The sequence below is a fragment of the Enterobacter cloacae complex sp. HYC033_NIDB genome (assembly GCF_056673335.1).
Genome location: NZ_CP115123.1, coordinates 901,111 through 919,134, shown reverse-complemented (window position 1 = coordinate 919,134; position 18,024 = coordinate 901,111). Strand labels below are relative to the sequence as shown.

Annotated in this window: 20 protein-coding genes; 8 read left to right on the top strand and 12 right to left on the bottom strand. The window is 56.8% G+C overall.

The window, feature by feature from the left end; genetic code table 11:
* The first annotated feature begins 24 nt into the window (after positions 1–24).
* Genes waaA through coaD form a run of 3 tightly spaced genes read left to right on the top strand, consistent with a single transcriptional unit; the run spans position 25 to position 2,552 of the window.
* The gene (waaA, locus tag O1721_RS04375) at positions 25–1,299 is read left to right on the top strand and encodes a lipid IV(A) 3-deoxy-D-manno-octulosonic acid transferase (protein ID WP_003860874.1); all 1,275 of its coding nucleotides are present in this window, start codon (positions 25–27) and stop codon (positions 1,297–1,299) included.
* A complete protein-coding gene (locus O1721_RS04370; RefSeq protein ID WP_032646768.1) occupies positions 1,299–2,069 on the top strand; it encodes a glycosyltransferase family 2 protein in 771 nt (256 codons plus the stop codon). Before waaA ends, O1721_RS04370 begins: the two co-directional genes overlap by 1 nt.
* Before the next feature lie 3 nt (positions 2,070–2,072).
* On the top strand, positions 2,073–2,552 hold the full coding sequence (gene coaD / locus O1721_RS04365) for a pantetheine-phosphate adenylyltransferase (RefSeq protein WP_015570040.1): 480 nt from the start codon (positions 2,073–2,075) through the stop codon (positions 2,550–2,552).
* Positions 2,553–2,554: 2 nt separating this feature from the next.
* Here the strand turns inward: coaD and mutM are convergent, their stop codons facing one another.
* From mutM to radC, 4 genes are all read right to left on the bottom strand, one after another.
* Entirely contained in the window at positions 2,555–3,364 is an 810-nt protein-coding gene (gene mutM, locus O1721_RS04360; protein ID WP_003860879.1) for a bifunctional DNA-formamidopyrimidine glycosylase/DNA-(apurinic or apyrimidinic site) lyase, read from the bottom strand.
* 72 nt (positions 3,365–3,436) lie between these two features.
* Complete coding sequence (gene rpmG, locus O1721_RS04355; protein WP_003024094.1) at positions 3,437–3,604, bottom strand: 50S ribosomal protein L33; 168 nt, start codon at positions 3,602–3,604, stop codon at positions 3,437–3,439.
* Positions 3,605–3,626: 22 nt separating this feature from the next.
* Positions 3,627–3,863, bottom strand: a complete 237-nt coding sequence (rpmB, locus tag O1721_RS04350) for a 50S ribosomal protein L28 (protein WP_002436699.1) — start codon at positions 3,861–3,863, stop codon at positions 3,627–3,629.
* Positions 3,864–4,080: 217 nt separating this feature from the next.
* A complete protein-coding gene (gene radC / locus O1721_RS04345; RefSeq protein WP_006812419.1) occupies positions 4,081–4,746 on the bottom strand; it encodes a RadC family protein in 666 nt (221 codons plus the stop codon).
* Between the two features lie 173 nt (positions 4,747–4,919).
* Here radC and coaBC point away from each other — a divergent pair, with 173 nt between their 5' ends.
* The 3 genes from coaBC (at position 4,920) to slmA (ending at position 7,285) form a co-directional block, all read left to right on the top strand.
* Positions 4,920–6,131 (top strand): bifunctional phosphopantothenoylcysteine decarboxylase/phosphopantothenate--cysteine ligase CoaBC, encoded by a 1,212-nt coding sequence (gene coaBC / locus O1721_RS04340; RefSeq protein WP_168728665.1) that lies wholly within the window; start codon positions 4,920–4,922, stop codon positions 6,129–6,131.
* Positions 6,109–6,567 (top strand): dUTP diphosphatase, encoded by a 459-nt coding sequence (gene dut / locus O1721_RS04335; RefSeq protein ID WP_015570042.1) that lies wholly within the window; start codon positions 6,109–6,111, stop codon positions 6,565–6,567. The genes coaBC and dut overlap by 23 nt, the downstream gene beginning before the upstream one ends.
* Positions 6,568–6,688: 121 nt before the next feature.
* Entirely contained in the window at positions 6,689–7,285 is a 597-nt protein-coding gene (slmA, locus tag O1721_RS04330; RefSeq protein ID WP_003860901.1) for a nucleoid occlusion factor SlmA, read from the top strand.
* Between the two features lie 82 nt (positions 7,286–7,367).
* On the opposite strand, the gene pyrE is transcribed toward slmA, so the two are convergent.
* Positions 7,368–8,009, bottom strand: a complete 642-nt coding sequence (gene pyrE / locus O1721_RS04325) for an orotate phosphoribosyltransferase (protein ID WP_015570043.1) — start codon at positions 8,007–8,009, stop codon at positions 7,368–7,370.
* A gap of 66 nt (positions 8,010–8,075) precedes the next feature.
* Positions 8,076–8,792 carry a ribonuclease PH gene (gene rph, locus O1721_RS04320; protein ID WP_015570044.1) on the bottom strand — a complete coding sequence of 239 codons (717 nt, stop codon included), beginning with the start codon at positions 8,790–8,792 and terminating at the stop codon, positions 8,076–8,078.
* Between the two features lie 125 nt (positions 8,793–8,917).
* Between rph and O1721_RS04315 the strand changes: the two genes are divergently transcribed.
* A complete protein-coding gene (locus tag O1721_RS04315; RefSeq protein WP_003860907.1) occupies positions 8,918–9,781 on the top strand; it encodes a YicC/YloC family endoribonuclease in 864 nt (287 codons plus the stop codon).
* A gap of 208 nt (positions 9,782–9,989) precedes the next feature.
* Complete coding sequence (locus O1721_RS04310; RefSeq protein WP_015570045.1) at positions 9,990–10,607, top strand: trimeric intracellular cation channel family protein; 618 nt, start codon at positions 9,990–9,992, stop codon at positions 10,605–10,607.
* Between the two features lie 26 nt (positions 10,608–10,633).
* Here the strand turns inward: O1721_RS04310 and etk are convergent, their stop codons facing one another.
* Genes etk through O1721_RS04280 form a run of 6 tightly spaced genes read right to left on the bottom strand, consistent with a single transcriptional unit; the run spans position 10,634 to position 17,913 of the window.
* Entirely contained in the window at positions 10,634–12,811 is a 2,178-nt protein-coding gene (etk, locus tag O1721_RS04305; RefSeq protein ID WP_017693966.1) for a tyrosine-protein kinase, read from the bottom strand.
* 22 nt (positions 12,812–12,833) lie between these two features.
* Positions 12,834–13,277 carry an arsenate reductase/protein-tyrosine-phosphatase family protein gene (locus tag O1721_RS04300; RefSeq protein ID WP_023302880.1) on the bottom strand — a complete coding sequence of 148 codons (444 nt, stop codon included), beginning with the start codon at positions 13,275–13,277 and terminating at the stop codon, positions 12,834–12,836.
* A complete protein-coding gene (locus O1721_RS04295; protein WP_032646765.1) occupies positions 13,265–14,398 on the bottom strand; it encodes a polysaccharide export protein in 1,134 nt (377 codons plus the stop codon). The genes O1721_RS04300 and O1721_RS04295 overlap by 13 nt, the downstream gene beginning before the upstream one ends.
* A gap of 43 nt (positions 14,399–14,441) precedes the next feature.
* On the bottom strand, positions 14,442–16,535 hold the full coding sequence (locus O1721_RS04290; RefSeq protein ID WP_072258142.1) for a YjbH domain-containing protein: 2,094 nt from the start codon (positions 16,533–16,535) through the stop codon (positions 14,442–14,444).
* On the bottom strand, positions 16,535–17,272 hold the full coding sequence (locus tag O1721_RS04285) for a capsule biosynthesis GfcC family protein (protein WP_032646761.1): 738 nt from the start codon (positions 17,270–17,272) through the stop codon (positions 16,535–16,537). Before O1721_RS04285 ends, O1721_RS04290 begins: the two co-directional genes overlap by 1 nt.
* Positions 17,269–17,913: a YjbF family lipoprotein gene (locus O1721_RS04280; RefSeq protein ID WP_032646760.1), complete on the bottom strand. Its 645-nt coding sequence runs from the start codon at positions 17,911–17,913 to the stop codon at positions 17,269–17,271. The genes O1721_RS04285 and O1721_RS04280 overlap by 4 nt, the downstream gene beginning before the upstream one ends.
* Positions 17,914–18,024 lie beyond the last annotated feature (111 nt).

The window sequence follows — 18,024 nt, the reverse complement described above, 5'->3', positions numbered from 1 at the left end:
GAAACTAAAAAAACGGATAATCGCTTGGAATTGTTGTATACCGCCCTGCTCTACATCATTCAGCCACTGGTGTGGCTGCGACTGTTGCTTCGTAGCCGTAAAGCGCCTGCGTACCGTAAACGCTGGGCCGAACGTTATGGCTACTGCCGCAATAAAGTGGCGCCGGACGGTATTCTGCTGCATTCCGTGTCAGTCGGGGAAACGCTGGCCGCCATTCCACTGGTGCGTGCCCTGCGCCACCGTTATCCGTCACTGCCCATCACCGTCACCACGATGACGCCAACCGGCTCAGAGCGCGTGATGTCTGCCTTCGGTAAAGACGTGCATCACGTCTACCTGCCGTACGATCTCCCCTGCGCCATGAACCGTTTCCTGAATACCGTGCGCCCAAAACTGGTGATCGTCATGGAAACCGAACTGTGGCCGAATATGATTTCCGCCCTGCATGCCCGTAAAATTCCTTTGGTTATCGCCAACGCGCGTCTGTCGGAACGCTCGGCGAAAGGGTACGGCAAGCTGGGTAAATTTATGCGTCGCCTCCTCAGCAAAATCACGCTGATCGCCGCGCAGAACGAAGAAGATGCCGCGCGCTTTATCGCCCTCGGCCTGAAGCGCAACCAGCTTGCGGTCACGGGTAGCCTGAAGTTCGATATTTCCGTCACCCCTGAACTCGCCGCCCGTGCGGTAACACTGCGTCGTCAGTGGGCGCCGCGTCGCCAGGTCTGGATTGCCACCAGCACCCATGACGGCGAAGAAGCCATTATTCTTCAGGCTCACCGCCAGCTGCTGGAAAAATTCCCTGATTTACTGCTGATTCTGGTTCCTCGCCATCCTGAGCGTTTTAAAGATGCCCGCGAGATGGTGCAAAAAGGCGGTTTCAGCTTCACCCTGCGCAGCAGCGGCGAAATCCCCTCTGGCAGCACGCAGGTGGTGATTGGCGATACGATGGGCGAACTGATGCTGCTGTACGGGATCGCCGATCTTGCTTTCGTTGGCGGAAGCCTGGTGGAGCGCGGTGGTCATAACCCGCTGGAGCCAGCAGCCCACGCCATTCCCGTGCTGATGGGGCCACACACGTTTAACTTCAAAGATATCTGCGCGAAATTGCAGCAAGCCGATGGCTTAATCACCGTGACCGACGCGGATTCGGTGGTCAAAGAGGTCTCTACCCTTCTGACTGACGAAGATTACCGCCTGTGGTACGGTCGTCACGCCGTTGAAGTCCTGCATCAGAACCAGGGGGCGCTGACCCGTCTGCTGCAACTTCTGCAACCTTACCTGCCGCAGCGGAGCCACTAATGTCAACGCGTCTGTCGGTCGTGATGATCGCCAAAAACGCCGCCGACCTGCTTTCGGATTGCCTGGCCTCTGTTGCCTGGGCTGACGAAATCGTCATTCTCGACTCCGGAAGTACGGACAACACGGCGGACGTTGCCCGTGCAGCCGGGGCAAAAGTCTTTACCGACACCGACTGGCAGGGCTACGGTATTCAGCGCCAGCGTGCGCAGGGTTACGCCACGGGCGATTACGTGTTGATGATCGATACCGATGAGCGCGTCACCCCGGAACTCCGACAGGCCATTCAAACGGTGCTTGCCGCGCCACAGCCCGGCGCGGTCTACAGTATCGCGCGTCGTAACTATTTCCTGGGCCGCTTTATGCGCCACAGCGGCTGGTACCCCGACCGCGTGATGCGCCTCTATGCGCGCGAGCGTTATCAGTACAACGACAACCTGGTCCATGAATCTCTGGCCTGCGATGGCGCTCAGGTCATCCCCCTGACGGGCGATCTGCTTCATCTGACCTGCCGCGATTTCGCCAGCTTCCAGCGTAAACAGCTGAACTATGCCACCGCCTGGGCACAGGAGCGGCATGCGCGTGGCAAGAAGGCCACGCTGACCGGCATCTTCACCCACACGCTGGGCGCGTTTCTGAAAACGCTGCTGCTGCGTGGCGGCGTGCTGGACGGCAAACAGGGCTGGTTACTGGCCGTAGTGAATGCCCAGTATACTTTCAACAAATACACCGAGCTGTGGGCGCTGAACCGCGGCTACTCAGAGAAAACGTGAGCCATGAGCACAAAAGCGATTTATCCGGGTACCTTCGATCCGATCACTAACGGCCATCTTGATATCATCACCCGTGCGGCGTGTATGTTCGACAAGGTGATTCTGGCCATTGCCGCCAGCCCGAGCAAAAAGCCGATGTTCGACCTGAACGAACGCGTGCAGCTTGCCACCGATGCGATTTCGCATCTGTCGAATGTTGAGGTCGTCGGATTCAGCGACTTGATGGCAAACTTTGCCCGTGACCGGCAGGCCAATATCCTGATCCGCGGTCTTCGCGCGGTAGCAGACTTCGAATATGAAATGCAGCTGGCACACATGAACCGCCATCTTATGCCTGAGCTGGAGAGCGTATTCCTGATGCCCTCCAAAGAGTGGTCCTTCATCTCTTCTTCGCTGGTGAAAGAGGTGGCGCGCCATCACGGGGACGTTACCCACTTCCTGCCGGTTAACGTCCACCAGGCGTTGATGGAAAAGCTAAAGTAACCCTACTTCTGGCACTGACGGCAGTAAAACGTGGCGCGCTGTGCATGCTTCGTGGCAATAATCGGTGTCCCGCAGGCTCTGCACGGCTCACCCTTACGGCCATAAACCTGCAACTCCTGCGCAAAATAGCCCGGCTTCCCGTCGCTTTGCAGGAAATCCTTCAGCGTCGTCCCGCCCTGCTCAATTGAGCGCAGCAGTACCGCTTTAATTACTCTGACCAGCAGCTCGCACTCCTGCGCCGACAGCGAGGAGGCCAGCCGATCGGGATGGATCCCGGCGGCAAACAACGATTCGCTGGCATAGATATTCCCCACGCCCACCACCAGCTTGTTATCCATCAGCCAGGGTTTAATCGGGGTTTTCTTTTTCGCGCACTTCTCTTTGAGATAATCCGCGTTAAACGCCTCTGACAGCGGCTCAGGTCCGAGATGCGCCAGCACGTTGTGTCCTTCCAGCTCTTTGGTCCACAGCCATGCGCCAAAGCGACGCGGGTCGGTGTAACGCAGCACTTTGCCGTTACTCATTACCAGGTCAACGTGGTCGTGCTTTTCCGCAGGCAACTCTTCGGTGAGGATGCGCAGGCTTCCCGACATGCCCAGATGGATAATGATCCAGCCGTCAGGCAGCTCCAGCAGCAGGTATTTCGCGCGGCGCTGTACGCTCAGGACAGGTTTGTCGCTTAACGCATGGATCTCATCGGACACCGGCCAGCGCAGACGCCCGTTGCGAACGACAGCATGAAGAATAGTCGCGCCAACCAGATGGGGCTCAATGCCGCGGCGGCTGGTCTCTACCTCAGGTAATTCAGGCATGGTTCCTCCGTTGAGATACAGAATGCAAAAAACCCCGCAGTTGCGGGGTTTTTCAATACAAGGAGACTAAAATTATTTGATTTTAGCTTCTTTGTACAGTACGTGCTGGCGTACAACTGGATCGAATTTTTTCAGTTCCAGTTTTTCCGGCTTAGTACGTTTGTTCTTCGTGGTGGTGTAGAAGTGACCTGTACCAGCAGAAGAAACCAGCTTGATTTTCTCGCGAATACCTTTAGCCATGATTTATTTCCTCTTTAAGTACTTAGTACTTTTCGCCACGGGCACGCAGTTCGGACAGAACTGTATCGATGCCTTTCTTATCGATTACACGCATACCTTTAGCAGATACGCGCAGGGTGACAAAACGCTTCTCGCTCTCAACCCAGAAACGGTGAGAGTGCAGGTTCGGCAGGAAACGGCGTTTAGTCGCGTTCAGTGCGTGGGAACGGTTGTTACCGGTCACCGGACGCTTGCCAGTAACTTGGCAGACTCGGGACATGTCTATTCTCCAAAAATCAAATTAGCTCGAGCTTCGTATGGGGTATCGGCGCCTCGTCAGGCTTTACAGCCCGGTCATCGCATAGTTCTATTGAACTCTCGATTGCCAGGCCCAAATGCCAAACCCGAGATTCTCAAAGGTGGCGTAGTATACGCTGACTCGGCGGTGTGCTCAAGTCCCGAACAGACAAAGATCCCGATGGATCGCGAGAAAAGGCCTAAATCCAGCCACGTTCGGCAAAAGAAATGTACTCTCCGCGGCCAATTATCAGATGGTCCAGCACACGAATGTCCATGAATTGACAGCATTTGATAATACGTTCGGTAATTGCTTTGTCAGCTCTGCTTGGTTCTGCACAGCCAGAGGGGTGATTATGCGCGAGGATCACGCCGGCTGCATTCACTTTTATCGCTTCCCGCACAATTTCACGCGGATGCACCTCAACGTGACTCAATGTTCCCGAAAAAAGGCGGGTATGTTTCAGTACCCGGTTTTTGTTGTCGAGAAAGATCACCATAAAGATCTCCCGCTCCAGATCGGAGAGCTGGCTTTGCAGAAATTCGCGGGTCATGTCGGGGGTGAGGATCGGGTCTTCTTCCTCCATACGCACGTTGTAAAATCGCCGGGCCAGCTCGGCAATGCCCCGTAACTGGGCATATTTCGCCACGCCAATGCCCTCAACGTGCGTAAACGCCTCCAGCTCAGCGGTCAGCAATCCATACAGTGAACCGAAATGGTCTATCAGTTCTTTCGCCAGCGTAAATACCGTTTTCCCCGGCGTGCCTGTGCGTAAAAAGAGCGCCAGCAGCTCGTCGTCCTTTAACAACGTGACGCCATGACGCAGCATTTTTTCACGCGGTAGCAGCAGTTCAGTCTCTTCCATGCCCGGCCTCCTTCTGTTTGCCATTATGCTGCCACAGGCAAATTCGGGGTTCGACGCTGGCATTTCGTTCTTGCGTAACGCCTCGCAAAGTGAATTAAGGACATCATCACCCCGTTTTAGGGATTGTGATAAAATGCCCGCTCTCTGGTGAAACCCAACAGGAAAGAATCATGATGAGCCTGGCCGGTAAAAAAATCGTTCTTGGCGTCAGCGGCGGTATTGCTGCCTATAAAACGCCAGACCTGGTGCGCCGTTTGCGCGAGCGCGGGGCCGACGTACGGGTCGCGATCACCGAAGGCGGCAAAGCCTTTATCACCCCGCTGAGCCTGCAAGCCGTCTCGGGATACCCGGTATCCGACAGCCTGCTCGACCCGGCGGCCGAAGCCGCAATGGGCCACATTGAGCTGGGGAAATGGGCCGATCTGGTTATCCTTGCCCCCGCCACGGCAGATTTAATTGCCCGCGTGGCAGCCGGTATGGCGAACGATCTGGTAACGACCATTTGCCTCGCCACGCCTGCGCCCGTCGCGGTTGTGCCCGCAATGAACCAGCAGATGTACCGCAACGCCGCTACCCAGCATAATCTGGACACGCTGGCCTCGCGCGGCCTGCTGATTTGGGGACCGGACAGTGGCAGCCAGGCCTGCGGCGACGTTGGGCCAGGGCGTATGCTCGACCCATTGACGATTGTTGATATGGCCGCCGCCCATTTCTCGCCTGTCAACGATCTGCAACATCTCAACATCATGATTACCGCGGGCCCCACGCGCGAGCCGCTGGATCCGGTGCGTTACATCACCAACCACAGCTCAGGCAAAATGGGCTTTGCGATTGCTGCCGCGGCAGCCAAACGCGGCGCGAACGTCACGCTGGTGAGCGGCCCGGTGTCGCTTACCACCCCTGCGTTTGTGCAGCGTATTGATGTAACGACCGCGCTGGAAATGGAAGCCGCCGTACAGGCACATGCTCAACAGCAGCATATTTTTATCGGCTGTGCGGCCGTCGCTGATTACCGCGCCGAAACCATTGCCGACGCCAAAATTAAAAAGCAAGGTGATGAATTAACAATAAAAATGGTGAAGAACCCGGATATCGTTGCCGGTGTCGCCGCATTGAAAACTCATCGACCTTACGTTGTTGGGTTTGCCGCAGAAACGAATAATGTGGAAGAATATGCCCGGCAAAAACGTACCCGCAAAAACCTCGATTTGATTTGCGCGAACGACGTATCGCTGTCCACGCAAGGATTTAACAGCGACAGCAACGCATTGCACCTTTTCTGGCAGGATGGAGATAAAGTCTTACCGCTTGAGCGCAAAGAACTCCTGGGCCAACACTTATTGGACGAGATCGTTACCCGTTATGATGAAAAAAATCGACGTTAAGATTCTGGACCCGCGCGTTGGCGAGCAATTTCCGCTGCCAACGTATGCCACCTCCGGCTCTGCCGGTCTTGACCTGCGCGCCTGTCTTGATGACGCCGTAGAACTGGCGCCGGGTGCAACGACCCTGATCCCGACCGGGCTGGCGATTCACATTGCTGACCCGTCACTGGCAGCGGTGATCCTGCCGCGCTCTGGCCTGGGCCACAAGCATGGCGTCGTGCTGGGTAACCTGGTCGGCCTGATCGACTCTGACTATCAGGGTCAGCTGATGGTATCCGTCTGGAACCGTGGCCAGGACAGCTTCACCATTGAGCCGGGCGAGCGTATCGCGCAGATGGTGTTTGTACCGGTGGTGCAGGCAGAATTTAACCTGGTGGCAGACTTCGACGCTACCGACCGTGGCGAAGGCGGCTTCGGCCATTCCGGGCGCAAATAACTGCCCGACAAACACGCATCTCACAGCGCCATAATGCAATAACAAACCGCAAACGTCAGTTTGCGGGTCGCTGTGTGGTTGCCAGCCTGACAAGTGCTTATTTTCAGGGGTATTTTGTAACATGGCAGAAAAACAAACCGCGAAAAGGAATCGTCGCGAAGAAATACTTCAATCTCTGGCTCTGATGCTTGAATCCAGCGACGGCAGTCAACGCATCACCACCGCAAAACTGGCGGCCTCTGTGGGCGTGTCAGAGGCGGCGCTGTACCGTCATTTCCCGAGCAAAACCCGGATGTTTGACAGCCTGATCGAGTTTATCGAAGACAGCCTGATCACGCGCATCAACCTGATTCTGAAGGATGAAAAAGACACCAGCACGCGTCTGCGTCTGATTGTGCTGCTGATTCTGGGCTTTGGTGAACGTAACCCGGGTCTGACCCGTATTCTGACCGGCCACGCGCTGATGTTTGAACAGGATCGTCTGCAAGGCCGTATAAACCAGCTTTTTGAGCGTATCGAAGCCCAGCTGCGTCAGGTTCTGCGCGAGAAGAAAATGCGGGAGGGCGAGGGATATAATACGGATGAAACCCTGCTGGCAAGCCAGATCCTGGCATTTTGCGAAGGGATGCTCTCCCGGTTTGTGCGCAGCGAGTTTAAATATCGACCAACGGACGATTTTGACGCCCGCTGGCCGTTAGTGGCTGCTCAGTTACAGTAACGCCATCGCCGGATGGCGGCTTCGCCTTATCCGGCCTAAGAACGGGTAGGCCCGGTAAGCGTAGCGCCGCCGGGCAATTGAATTATACGCCAAACTCTTCGCGGTATTGACGCACCGCCGCCAGATGATCAGCCATCTCAGGCTTCTCTTCCAGATACGCAATCAGGTCTTTCAGCGTGATAATCGACGTGACCTTGCAGCCATAATCGCGCTCCACTTCCTGAATAGCAGAGATGTCGCCGCGCCCGCGCTCCTGACGATCGAGCGAAATCAGCACACCCGCAAGCGTTGCGCCGTTAGCCTGGATAATCTCCATCGATTCACGGATCGCGGTACCTGCGGTGATCACGTCATCCACCAGCATCACACGCCCCTGCAACGCACTGCCTACCAGATTGCCGCCTTCACCGTGGGTTTTGGCCTCTTTACGGTTAAAGCAGTACGGTACGTCGCGGTCATGGTGCTCCGCCAGCGCTACCGCCGTGGTGGTTGCGATTGGAATGCCTTTGTACGCGGGGCCAAACAGCAGGTCGAAATCAATCCCGGAATCCACCAGCGCTTCGGCATAGAAGCGGCCTAACAGTGCCAGGTCGCGCCCGGTATTAAACAGTCCGGCGTTGAAGAAATACGGACTTTTACGCCCGGATTTCAGCGTGAACTCGCCAAACTTAAGTACCTGCTTGTTAAGCGCAAACTCAATAAACTGGCGCTGATACGATTTCATGGATTTGCTCCTTTGTCTTTTCAGTCTTACAGGCAAAAAAAAGGCGACTCATTGGTCGCCTTAAAATCAATTTTCTAACGCCGCTTTCTGCGTCGCTACAATAGATTCGATTCCCCCTCGGGCCAACGCCAGCAAGGTGAGCAGTTCTTCGTGGGTGAATGGCTCGCCTTCTGCCGTACCCTGCACTTCAATGATGCGACCATCTTCGGTCATCACCACGTTCATGTCGGTTTCTGCGGCAGAATCTTCAACGTATTCCAGATCGCAAAGCGCCTCGCCGTTAACGATACCAACGGAGACAGCAGCAACCATCCCTTTCATTGGGTTGGTTTTCAGCTTACCGGCGGCAACCAGCTTGTTCAGGGCATCTGCCAGCGCCACACAGGCACCGGTAATAGAGGCCGTACGCGTGCCACCATCGGCCTGGATCACGTCGCAGTCCAGCGTGATGGTGAACTCACCCAGCGTTTTCAGGTCAACCGCGGCGCGGAGCGCACGCGCGATCAGGCGCTGGATCTCCATAGTACGGCCGCCCTGCTTACCTTTTGCCGCTTCACGGGCATTACGAGTATGGGTTGCGCGCGGCAACATACCGTATTCGGCGGTGATCCACCCCTGGCCCTGACCTTTCAGGAAGCGAGGCACGCCCTCTTCAATGGACGCGGTGCAAAGCACCTTGGTGTCACCAAACTCAACCAGCACGGAGCCTTCAGCGTGTTTTGTATAGTTACGGGTCAGGGTGACGGGACGCACCTGGTTGGCGCTACGACCTGCTGGACGCATGATGGATTCTCCGGCTTGAAACGAATGTGGCTGCGCATTATACGGATAAAGGACGCTTATTCCTATCCTGAGAAGCCCCTGAAAGCTATAATCCCCCCATCTCTCCTTTAAAAACGGGAATGTCTATGATCCGCAGTATGACCGCCTACGCCCGGCGTGAAATCAAGGGTAGCTGGGGTAGCGCTACCTGGGAAATGCGCTCGGTAAACCAGCGCTATCTGGAAACGTATTTCCGTATGCCGGAACAGTTCCGCAGCCTGGAGCCTGTGGTGCGTGAGCGTATCCGTACGCGTCTGACCCGCGGGAAAGTGGAATGTAATTTGCGTTTTGAGCCCGATGCCAGCGCACAGGGCGAACTGATCCTGAACGAAAAGCTGGCAAAACAGCTGGTTAATGCGGCGAACTGGGTCAAAATGCAAAGCGATGAAGGCGAGATCAACCCGGTTGATATTCTGCGCTGGCCTGGCGTGATGGCCGCCGGAGAGCAGGATCTGGACGCGATTACCGCTGAGATCCTGGCTGCACTCGACGGCACGCTGGACGACTTTATCGTTGCCCGCGAAACCGAAGGCCAGGCGCTGAAAGCGATGATTGAGCAACGCCTTGAAGGCGTGAGCGCCGAAGTCGCTAAAGTGCGCGCTCATATGCCAGAAGTGCTGCAATGGCAGCGTGAGCGTCTTGTCGCCAAACTGGAAGAGGCGGAAGTTCAGCTGGAAAACAACCGTCTGGAACAAGAGCTGGTGCTGATGGCGCAGCGTGTGGACGTGGCTGAAGAGCTGGATCGTCTGGAAGCGCACGTTAAAGAGACCTACAACATTCTGAAGAAGAAAGAAGCGGTAGGCCGCCGTCTCGACTTTATGATGCAGGAGTTCAACCGCGAGTCGAACACGCTGGCGTCTAAGTCTATCAATGCAGAGGTAACCAATTCAGCGATTGAGCTGAAGGTCCTGATTGAGCAGATGCGCGAGCAGATCCAGAATATCGAGTAATTCCTTTCAGGGTGGTGTTGCCTCGCACACCACCCATTACTTTTTCTAATCCTTATTTAGCCTTACTTTCTTTTCCTCCCGCCTTATCACAAGCCCGCCAGGCATGCGTTGATAAATTTCTGTAGGGCAAACCCCCTCGCCTTAGAAAATCTCAATCGTGATCTTCCGCACAAATCGCTAATCTCCTCCTCTTCATTCCGGAGGGTTTATGCTGCTTCACATTCTCTATCTTATTGGCATTACCGCAGAAGCCATGACCGGCGCGCTCGCTGCCGGACGTCGCCGTATGGACACCTTCGGCGTGATTATTATTGCCACGGCCACTGCGCTCGGCGGCGGATCCGTGCGCGATATCCTGCTTGGCCATTATCCGCTCGGCTGGGTAAAAAACCCTGAGTACGTCATTATCGTGGCAACGGCAGCCGTGCTAACCACGATTGTGGCCCCGGTGATGCCTCATCTGCGCCGCGTGTTCCTGGTGCTGGATGCGCTTGGGCTGATTGTTTTTTCCATCATTGGCGCACAAATCGCTCTCGATATGGGTGAAGGCCCGGTTATCGCCACCATTGCTGCCGTGATCACGGGCGTGTTTGGCGGGGTGCTGCGGGATATGTTCTGCAAGCGTATCCCGCTGGTTTTCCAGAAGGAACTGTATGCCGGCATCTCCTTTGCCGCGGCAGTGCTTTATGTCGCCTTGCAGCACTATGTCACCAGCCACGATGTGGTGGTTATCTCCACCCTGCTGTTTGGCTTCACCGCGCGTATGCTGGCATTGCGCCTTAAGCTGGGCCTTCCCGTTTTTCATTACAAACACAATGCGCATTAATGTCAGAACGGGCAGGCGCCGGATAATCAGTTACTCGAATAGTTGTAACCGTAGTGATGATAGCCGTAGCCGTAAGCGTTGCTTGCCCGCTTAACGACGCCGTTGAGAATCACCCCTTTGGTATTGACGCCACTCTGCTCCAGACGCTGTACACAGACCAGCATCTCCTTCACGCTGTTCATCCCGAAGCGGGCGACCAGCAGCGTGGTGCCTGCGCGACGGCCGACAACAGCCGCGTCGGTGACCGCCAGGATCGGTGGCGTATCGATAATCACCAGATCGTAGCGTTCATTCGCCCAGTCCAGCAGCTGCTGGAAACGCGTATGCATCAGAAGCTCCGCCGGATTAGGGGGGATCTGCCCGCGCACGATGGTATCGAACCCGCCTTTATCGAAGGTCTGAACGCCCTGGGTATACTCCGCCTTACCGGACAACATCTCCGATAAGCCGCAGGTATTGTCGAGCTTAAACAGATCATGGGCATACCCGCGACGCATATCCGCATCAATATAGAGCACTTTCTGGCCCGCCTGCGCCACGACGGCCGCCAGGGTACTGCTGACAAAGGTTTTACCGCTGTCAGGCGTGGCGCCAGAGATCATCAGTATATTGTTCGCTGACTCCATCATCGCAAAATGCAGACTGGTGCGCAGGCCGCGAATCGCCTCCACGGAGAGATCGACCGGGTTATCCGCCGCCAGGAAGGGGATATGTTTGGTCTTATGGCGCAGCCCTGAGGACATAAAGTCTTTTTTGCGCAAACGCATCTTTTTAGCCAGCCATTCCGACAGCGGTACGGTGGCATAGACGTTAATCCCATGCTCCTCCAGCTGCTCCGGCGTTTCAATGCCCATACGCAGCATACTGCGCGCCAGGATCCAGCCCACAGAGACGAACAGACCCAGGAGAACCCCCAGAACGACGACCAGCGCTTTTTTCGGCTTGACTGGCTGCGGCCGGGTCACGGCCGGATCGATAATGCGGACGTTACCAATTGCGCTCGACCGGGCGATGCTCAGCTCCTGTTCGCGGTTAAGCAGCTGCTGGTAGATAACGCGTCCCGACTCCACATCACGGCTCAGGCGCAACACCTCCTGCTGGGTCGACGGCATGGACGATACCCGTTTATTCAGGCGGTTTTTTTCCTGCTCCAGCGTCTGGCGTTTCTCAATCAGCGCCCGGTAGGTGGGGTGATCTTTTTTGTAGAGCTGCGAAATTTCCGCTTCCCGGAAGGTCAGTTCATTGAGCTGATTGTCCGCATTTACAATCTGCTCCAGCACCGCTTTTGCCTCCAGGTTCAGGTCAACGGAGTCATTTTGCTGGCGATAGCGGTTGAGCTTCTCCTCGGCCTGGTCCAGCTCGCTGCGCACCTGCGGAAGCTGCTGCTTCAAAAATTGCAGGCTTTTCGCATCCTGCGCCGCCTGGCGAGCCACGTTCTGTTGTAAATAGTTATCGGCGATGCAGTTAAGCACGCGCGCCATCTCATCGGGATCTTCCCCCGTGATGGTCAGGCCAAGCATCCCGCTGTCCTTGCTGCGCTCGCTCACGGAAAAACGCAGCTGTAGCGCGTCAATGGCCTCCAGCTCGCTCAGCTGTGTAATTGTAAATTGCGTACCCGGCTTCGCCTGGATATCGGCAATGGTAATGGCGATATTCGCCGCGCTCAGCGGCTGTCCCACAACGCCCTGTAACGTCACGTTATCGCCTTCCAGCTGATAGTGGCCCTTCTCGCCGACGGTCAGCGTCAGCTTTTGCGCCCGGCCCGCGACAGGGGGAAGATTGAGCATACTGACATCGAGGATGCCAGGCTGTTGCCCGGTGAGCCGCGCCCAGCCGCGTCCGACAAGGGGAAAATAGTTTTCACTGACCTGCGTGCGCAGGTTCAGGTCATCAATCGTTTTACCGAGGATCATGCGCGACTGGAGAAGCTGAAGCTCCGGCGCCGACTCCGGCGAGGAGTCAGGGATGAACTCGCTAAGGTTACTGAGTAGCGCGTTGCCCTGCTTCTGTTCCACCTGTATCAGCGCATCGGCCTGATAAACCGGTGTGGCAAAGAGCGCATAAAGCAGTGCCGCCAGCGTGAACAGCGTGGTAAGGATGAGAATAAATTTTCGGTGGTCGAGCAGCTCACCCAACAGGCGCACCAGATCGATCTCGTTATTCGCGGCAGACGCATCATGGGCATGAAGGTTATTTGTTGACATAAAACGTAACTATCCCGTGTGATTAACTGAGCCGTTTCGCCCATTCCAGACTGGCCTGCTCCAGCAGCCCATAAACATATTCAAATGCGTCCCGGTTTTTACGGTAGGGGTCCGGGATCTCTTTTCTGCCCGTCCAGTGACCAAAGAGCATCATTTTGCCGCGCGCCTCCGGTGCGATAGCCGTGACCTGCTCGATATGTTCCAGCTCCATCGCCAGAATCAGATCGTAGTCGCGCACCATGGCGGGGGTGAGCCTGCGCGCCACGTGGCCCTCAAGCAGGGTGCCGCGTTCGGCGGCGATCTCTGTCGCCTGTGAATCGGCGGTGCGCCCTTCCAGGCCACAAATTCCCGCTGAATCGACCCGGGCGGTGGGAAGCAGCCGGCGCAGCAGTCGTTCTCCAATGGGGGAGCGGCAGATATTGCCGGTACAGATCACCAGGATGGCGTTAAACGTTAGTTTGGCCATGTTCTGATATATCTCCCTGTTTCAGTCAGGTCATGTACGCCGGTAATGGTCGGCACAAGCTGAGAGATCACGCGGTTCCAGCGCACCAGCGGCGCGGTGGTGACATAGACGATGTCGTAAGGCTCAAGCTGAAATTCGGTGCTCAACACCATCGCGGTGGCATCCCTGGCGTTAAGCTGGTAGACGTTGGCGATTTTGCCGTTCTGCTTGCCCTGCAACGGACGAATCACAAAGATTCCGGTGGCGTCGGCCATATCCTGATTCACGCCCTGCGCATTACCCAGCGCTTCCGCCAGCGTCATGCCGCTACGGTCCATCTTCAGGGTGCTCTGTTTACCCACCTCGCCCATGACAAACACTTTCAGGTCGTCATTGCGGGGAATGAAGAGAATATCGCCCGGATAGAGGAGTTTGTTCTGGGTGAGATCGCCGCGCTGCATCAGCGCGTAGAGCGAAATGTGCGTATCCTGGCCGTTATGGGTCAGCACCACGTGGCGCCAGTCCGCCTCTGACGTCAGGCCGCCTGCCGCATTGATCGCATCCATTATCGTCAGCGGAATGTTGGTGATGGGCTGCTGGCCCGACTTAGCCACTTCGCCCGTCACGTAGGCTTTTTGCGAGCGGAACGCCGCGACGCTGACATCCACCTGCGGGCTCTCAATCACCGAGTCCAGCCGGGCGGCGATCTCATCGCGCACCTGGGCCAGCGTTTTGCCGACGACGCGAATTTTGCCGATATAGGGATAGAAGATCGTGCCATCGGCATTCACCCAGTTGCCCGTATCGCTGGCGCTACGGTACTGACCTGCGGGGGTGGTCAGCTCCGGGTGGTCCCAGACGGTCACCATCAGCACGTCGCCGACGCCGATGCGATATTGGTAGTTCTGGAGCTGGCGATCCAGTTCAGGATTCGCGCGGGAGTCGACTTTGCCAGGCAGCAACTGCTCCACCAGCCCCGGCGTGAGCGGATAGACGTTGACCATCTTATTCAGATCGTAATTGCTGTCAGGCAGATCGATAATATCTTTGCCCTGGGTGCTAAGTCCCTGGCCCGGTACGATAGTACAACCGCTTAACGCCATCATAGCCAACGCAAGCACGGAAAATTTAACGTTTTTCATTCAGGAAAATCATCTGGTTAAGTAATGCCTGTTTCATCCGGTACTACTGCCCTACCGGGGTTTCGCGTTCTGACGTCATGTCATAGAGCTGATATTTACGGCCTAACATCTGGCCGCCATCACGCGTGAGAGGCGTCCAAGAGACCACCGCCCGGTTGCGATTTGGGCCGATCGTCATCAGATCAAGCGGGATCGAGATGTAGAAGCCTTTGCTAAAGCCACCTTCGCCATAATCCTCTTTCGAGACGTTGGTCAGCGCCGCCCAGGCGCCTACCGTCACGCCGCTGTCGAATCGCTTCGCGACGTCGAGGGTGGCGCCTTTATCCTTCGCCAGGTACTGCCCGACGCTCAGCTTCATCAGCACGCTGTTGAGCTTCGCCGGGTTCCAGTAGGCGGTGATAAATCCGGTTGGCGCGCTGTAGTCGGTGAAGCGCATCATGTCGTCCCAGTCGCGCTGCTTGACGTAGTTCGCATCCACGCCCAGCGCCCAGTCGCTATCAAGCGGGCGCCAGAGCGCCTCTGCTCCCACGCCGCCGTACATGGTTTCGAGGTAGCCGCCATAAATCTGGGCATAGAAGCCGTGCCCCAGCGCATCGACATAGTTGGCCTGTAAGTTGTTGATGTAGACGTCATTGCTGACATAATCGCGAATATGGGTTCTGACGCGCGGCAGGCTGGAGTCAGCGGGAAGCAGCGAGGATTTGAACTTGTCGTAGTTGTTATAGAGGTTGGCGAACACGCCGCCGTCGAGCAGCAGACGATCGGTCAGCCAGTAGCTGGCGCTGGCCATCAACCCCACCTGGAACATATAGAAATCTTCCGGACCGCCCAGCGACTGCGCCAGCGTCGGTTTGAAGCTGTAGCTGAAGCGATCGGCGCGAATACGGTAGCCGCGCCCGAACGCTGTAGTATCCACAGGCTCGACGCGCTGCTGTTTGAGCGCCTCCTCCTGGCCGAGCGGCTCTCCCGCCAGCTGTTTGCGCAGGCTGGTGACATCGGTTTGCGTCGTGACCAGCGGCAGATGGTCACGCCGCTGGGTGATAGCGATCGTGTCGACCCCGTCGGGCAGGTTATTGATCAGAATACGGTTGGCGCGATCCACCGCTTCGCGCGGATCGCGATAGCGATACTGTTCGCCGGTCATGTATAAGGTATTGCCGTGCTGAAGGATCTCCGGCGCATCGAAGCCTGCGTTGTACTTAAGCGCGGTGAGCTGGTTTGCCGCCGAGGTATAGTCCAGCGTCTCGCCTGCCGGTGCCGGTTGCCAGGCCGGTTTCGGGTTATCACGCAGCGCGGGGCGCAGATCGTTAAAATTGGTCCGCAGGGTGAAGCCAAACATCAGCGTATTGCCGCGCTCGTAGCTGAGGTTGAGATCGGCCCAGTCGGCAACGCGATAGACCGCCCCCACGTTAATATGGCTCGACTGCTTAATGGAGCCGGCAAAATCATCGGCATAATTGTTGCCGTCATACTCGAGCTTCAGGCGCAGGGGCTGCCAGGGTGTCTGATACTGGAGTCCGCCAAACAGCGACGCCGGCCCACGAAACATATCGCTAAAGCTGATATCCCCGGCATCATGCGATTCGCCGCGGGTGCAATACTTATTGTTGTCGTGGCACAGCGGGTTACCCACGTTGTCGCTATTACCGGGATATCCCCAGGCTATTCCAAAGGTAAAATCGACCGGTCCGGCCATTTTACTGGCAACCAGATATTCACCGTCGAACAGGCCGGTGCCCGCAATATCGCGCTTGTCGAGCGCCACCTGCGGCAGGCTATAGTCCTCTTCCCACAGACGAACCTTAAAATCGAACGACTTATCCTTGTAGCTTTGATCGCCGCTGAAATCCTCGTCGCTGCTGTATTTGCGGGTGCGGACGTCGGTATAACGAATCGTCCCTTCCAGCCACGGAAAGAGCACGACCGAAGAGGAGTAAAAACGATACTGGTTGTTATCGCGATAGTTGACGCTGAATTCCCCTTCCCGACCAAAGCGCGCGTCGGGCATTTGCATCAGGCCGGTGCCGCCAAAGTCGGACTGTGAAGGTCCGGTCGGATCGGGCCAGGTACGCAGTTCCGCGTGGCAGGCAGAAGAGATCGCCAGAGCAAGGCCGCTCAGTAAAAAAAGTTTGTTCATCAGTCAGGTATCCGCCGCGTCAGGAGCGCAACGATTTGCTCATTCAGACCGGTAAAATCGTCCGGCACCGCCCGGGGATCAAACCCCACCCACAGAACAGCGCCCGGCTCTGCTTCAATATGGCGTGCGTTCCAGTACGCCACCGGCGCAACAACCGTACTGCCGTCAGGATCGATAACGGTCACGTTATTCCTGTCGGCGCCAGCCAGCCGCAGCTGCCCCTGTAAGTAATCCCTGATGCTTGCGCCCGGACGCCAGGCCAGTTTCCCCGGTGTGGCGACCGCCCCCATCAGCGTGACGGTGCGGGACGCAGGCGAGACCCACAGATCGTAACGGCCCTCAAGGGAACGATCGCCGCGGGCGTCGGTACGCACGGCGTCTGGATCGAGGCTGATAAACTGCCGCCCGACGATCCGCAGGGAGCGGATCTGTGTAGCGACAGCGCGAATGGTCGCGATCCGCTCGTCATCGGCGCGATTCTGCCAGGCTGAAAGCGACGCCAGCACCTGCTGTTGCGTCTGTTGCGCTCGCCGCGTGGCGGAAGGGGTTGCGATGACAGCGCCCTGCCACCAGACGTTGTTCAGCTGCGGCTGGGTGACCAGCCGGGAGAGCGTATCGGCCTGTCCAGCAGACCACGTTTTGCCCGGCTGATGCACGGTAACGACGCTTGCACATAAGGCGGGCAGGCTGAAGAGAGATAGCCCTACGCCAGGTAACCATTTTCGGAGTCTGTTCATGGGGCGGGCTTCAACATCGTCATGGCGACAGGGAATACGCCCGCGCCGAGCATCTGTTCGCTCTGGCGTACCTGGCCGGTGGCGGAATCAATCCAGAAGGTGTTATGCCAGCGACGATCGAGGCCGTCGGCCTGCACCGTCTCCTGCCAGACCTGACAACGTAGCGTGTTTCCGGCAAGGGTCAGGTTTTCCGTCCCGCTCAGGGAGAAGCGCGAGGTCAGGTGTGCGGAGTGATACCGCCCCTCTTCCTGCCAGCGCACATCACGCGACCACTGGCTGCCGTCGCGGAGCTGCGGCGTGTGGCGCAGCGGATCGTGCTCAAGGTTGGTTACCTCAAGCAGGTTATAAGGGAGCTTGAGCGTGTGGATAAGGCGACCGTTATGCGTGACGATCATCGCATTATCCTGCGATAACCACTTACTGTTTCCCTGTTCGATGTATCCGAGAACCACCAGGATCCTCGGGCCATTATCCAGACGCAGGTACATGGTTGAGTATGGGAGCACCTGAATCTGCCCGTCCGTTACCGTCACATCCTGGCGCCCGTCCAGGCTGGCGTTAAAGGTCTCAATAATGCTCTGCTGGCTCGGCGTACATCCCTGGATCAGTAGAGTCATGATGAGCAGAATAAACAGTCTCACCAGAAATCCTTGATTAAATAACATTGAAATCAATTAAATACCCGGCTTTGATATCGCCACCGGGTCAAGTCGTTGCGCTGTTCAGCGCAAGGCTATATCGCCTTGCGCACC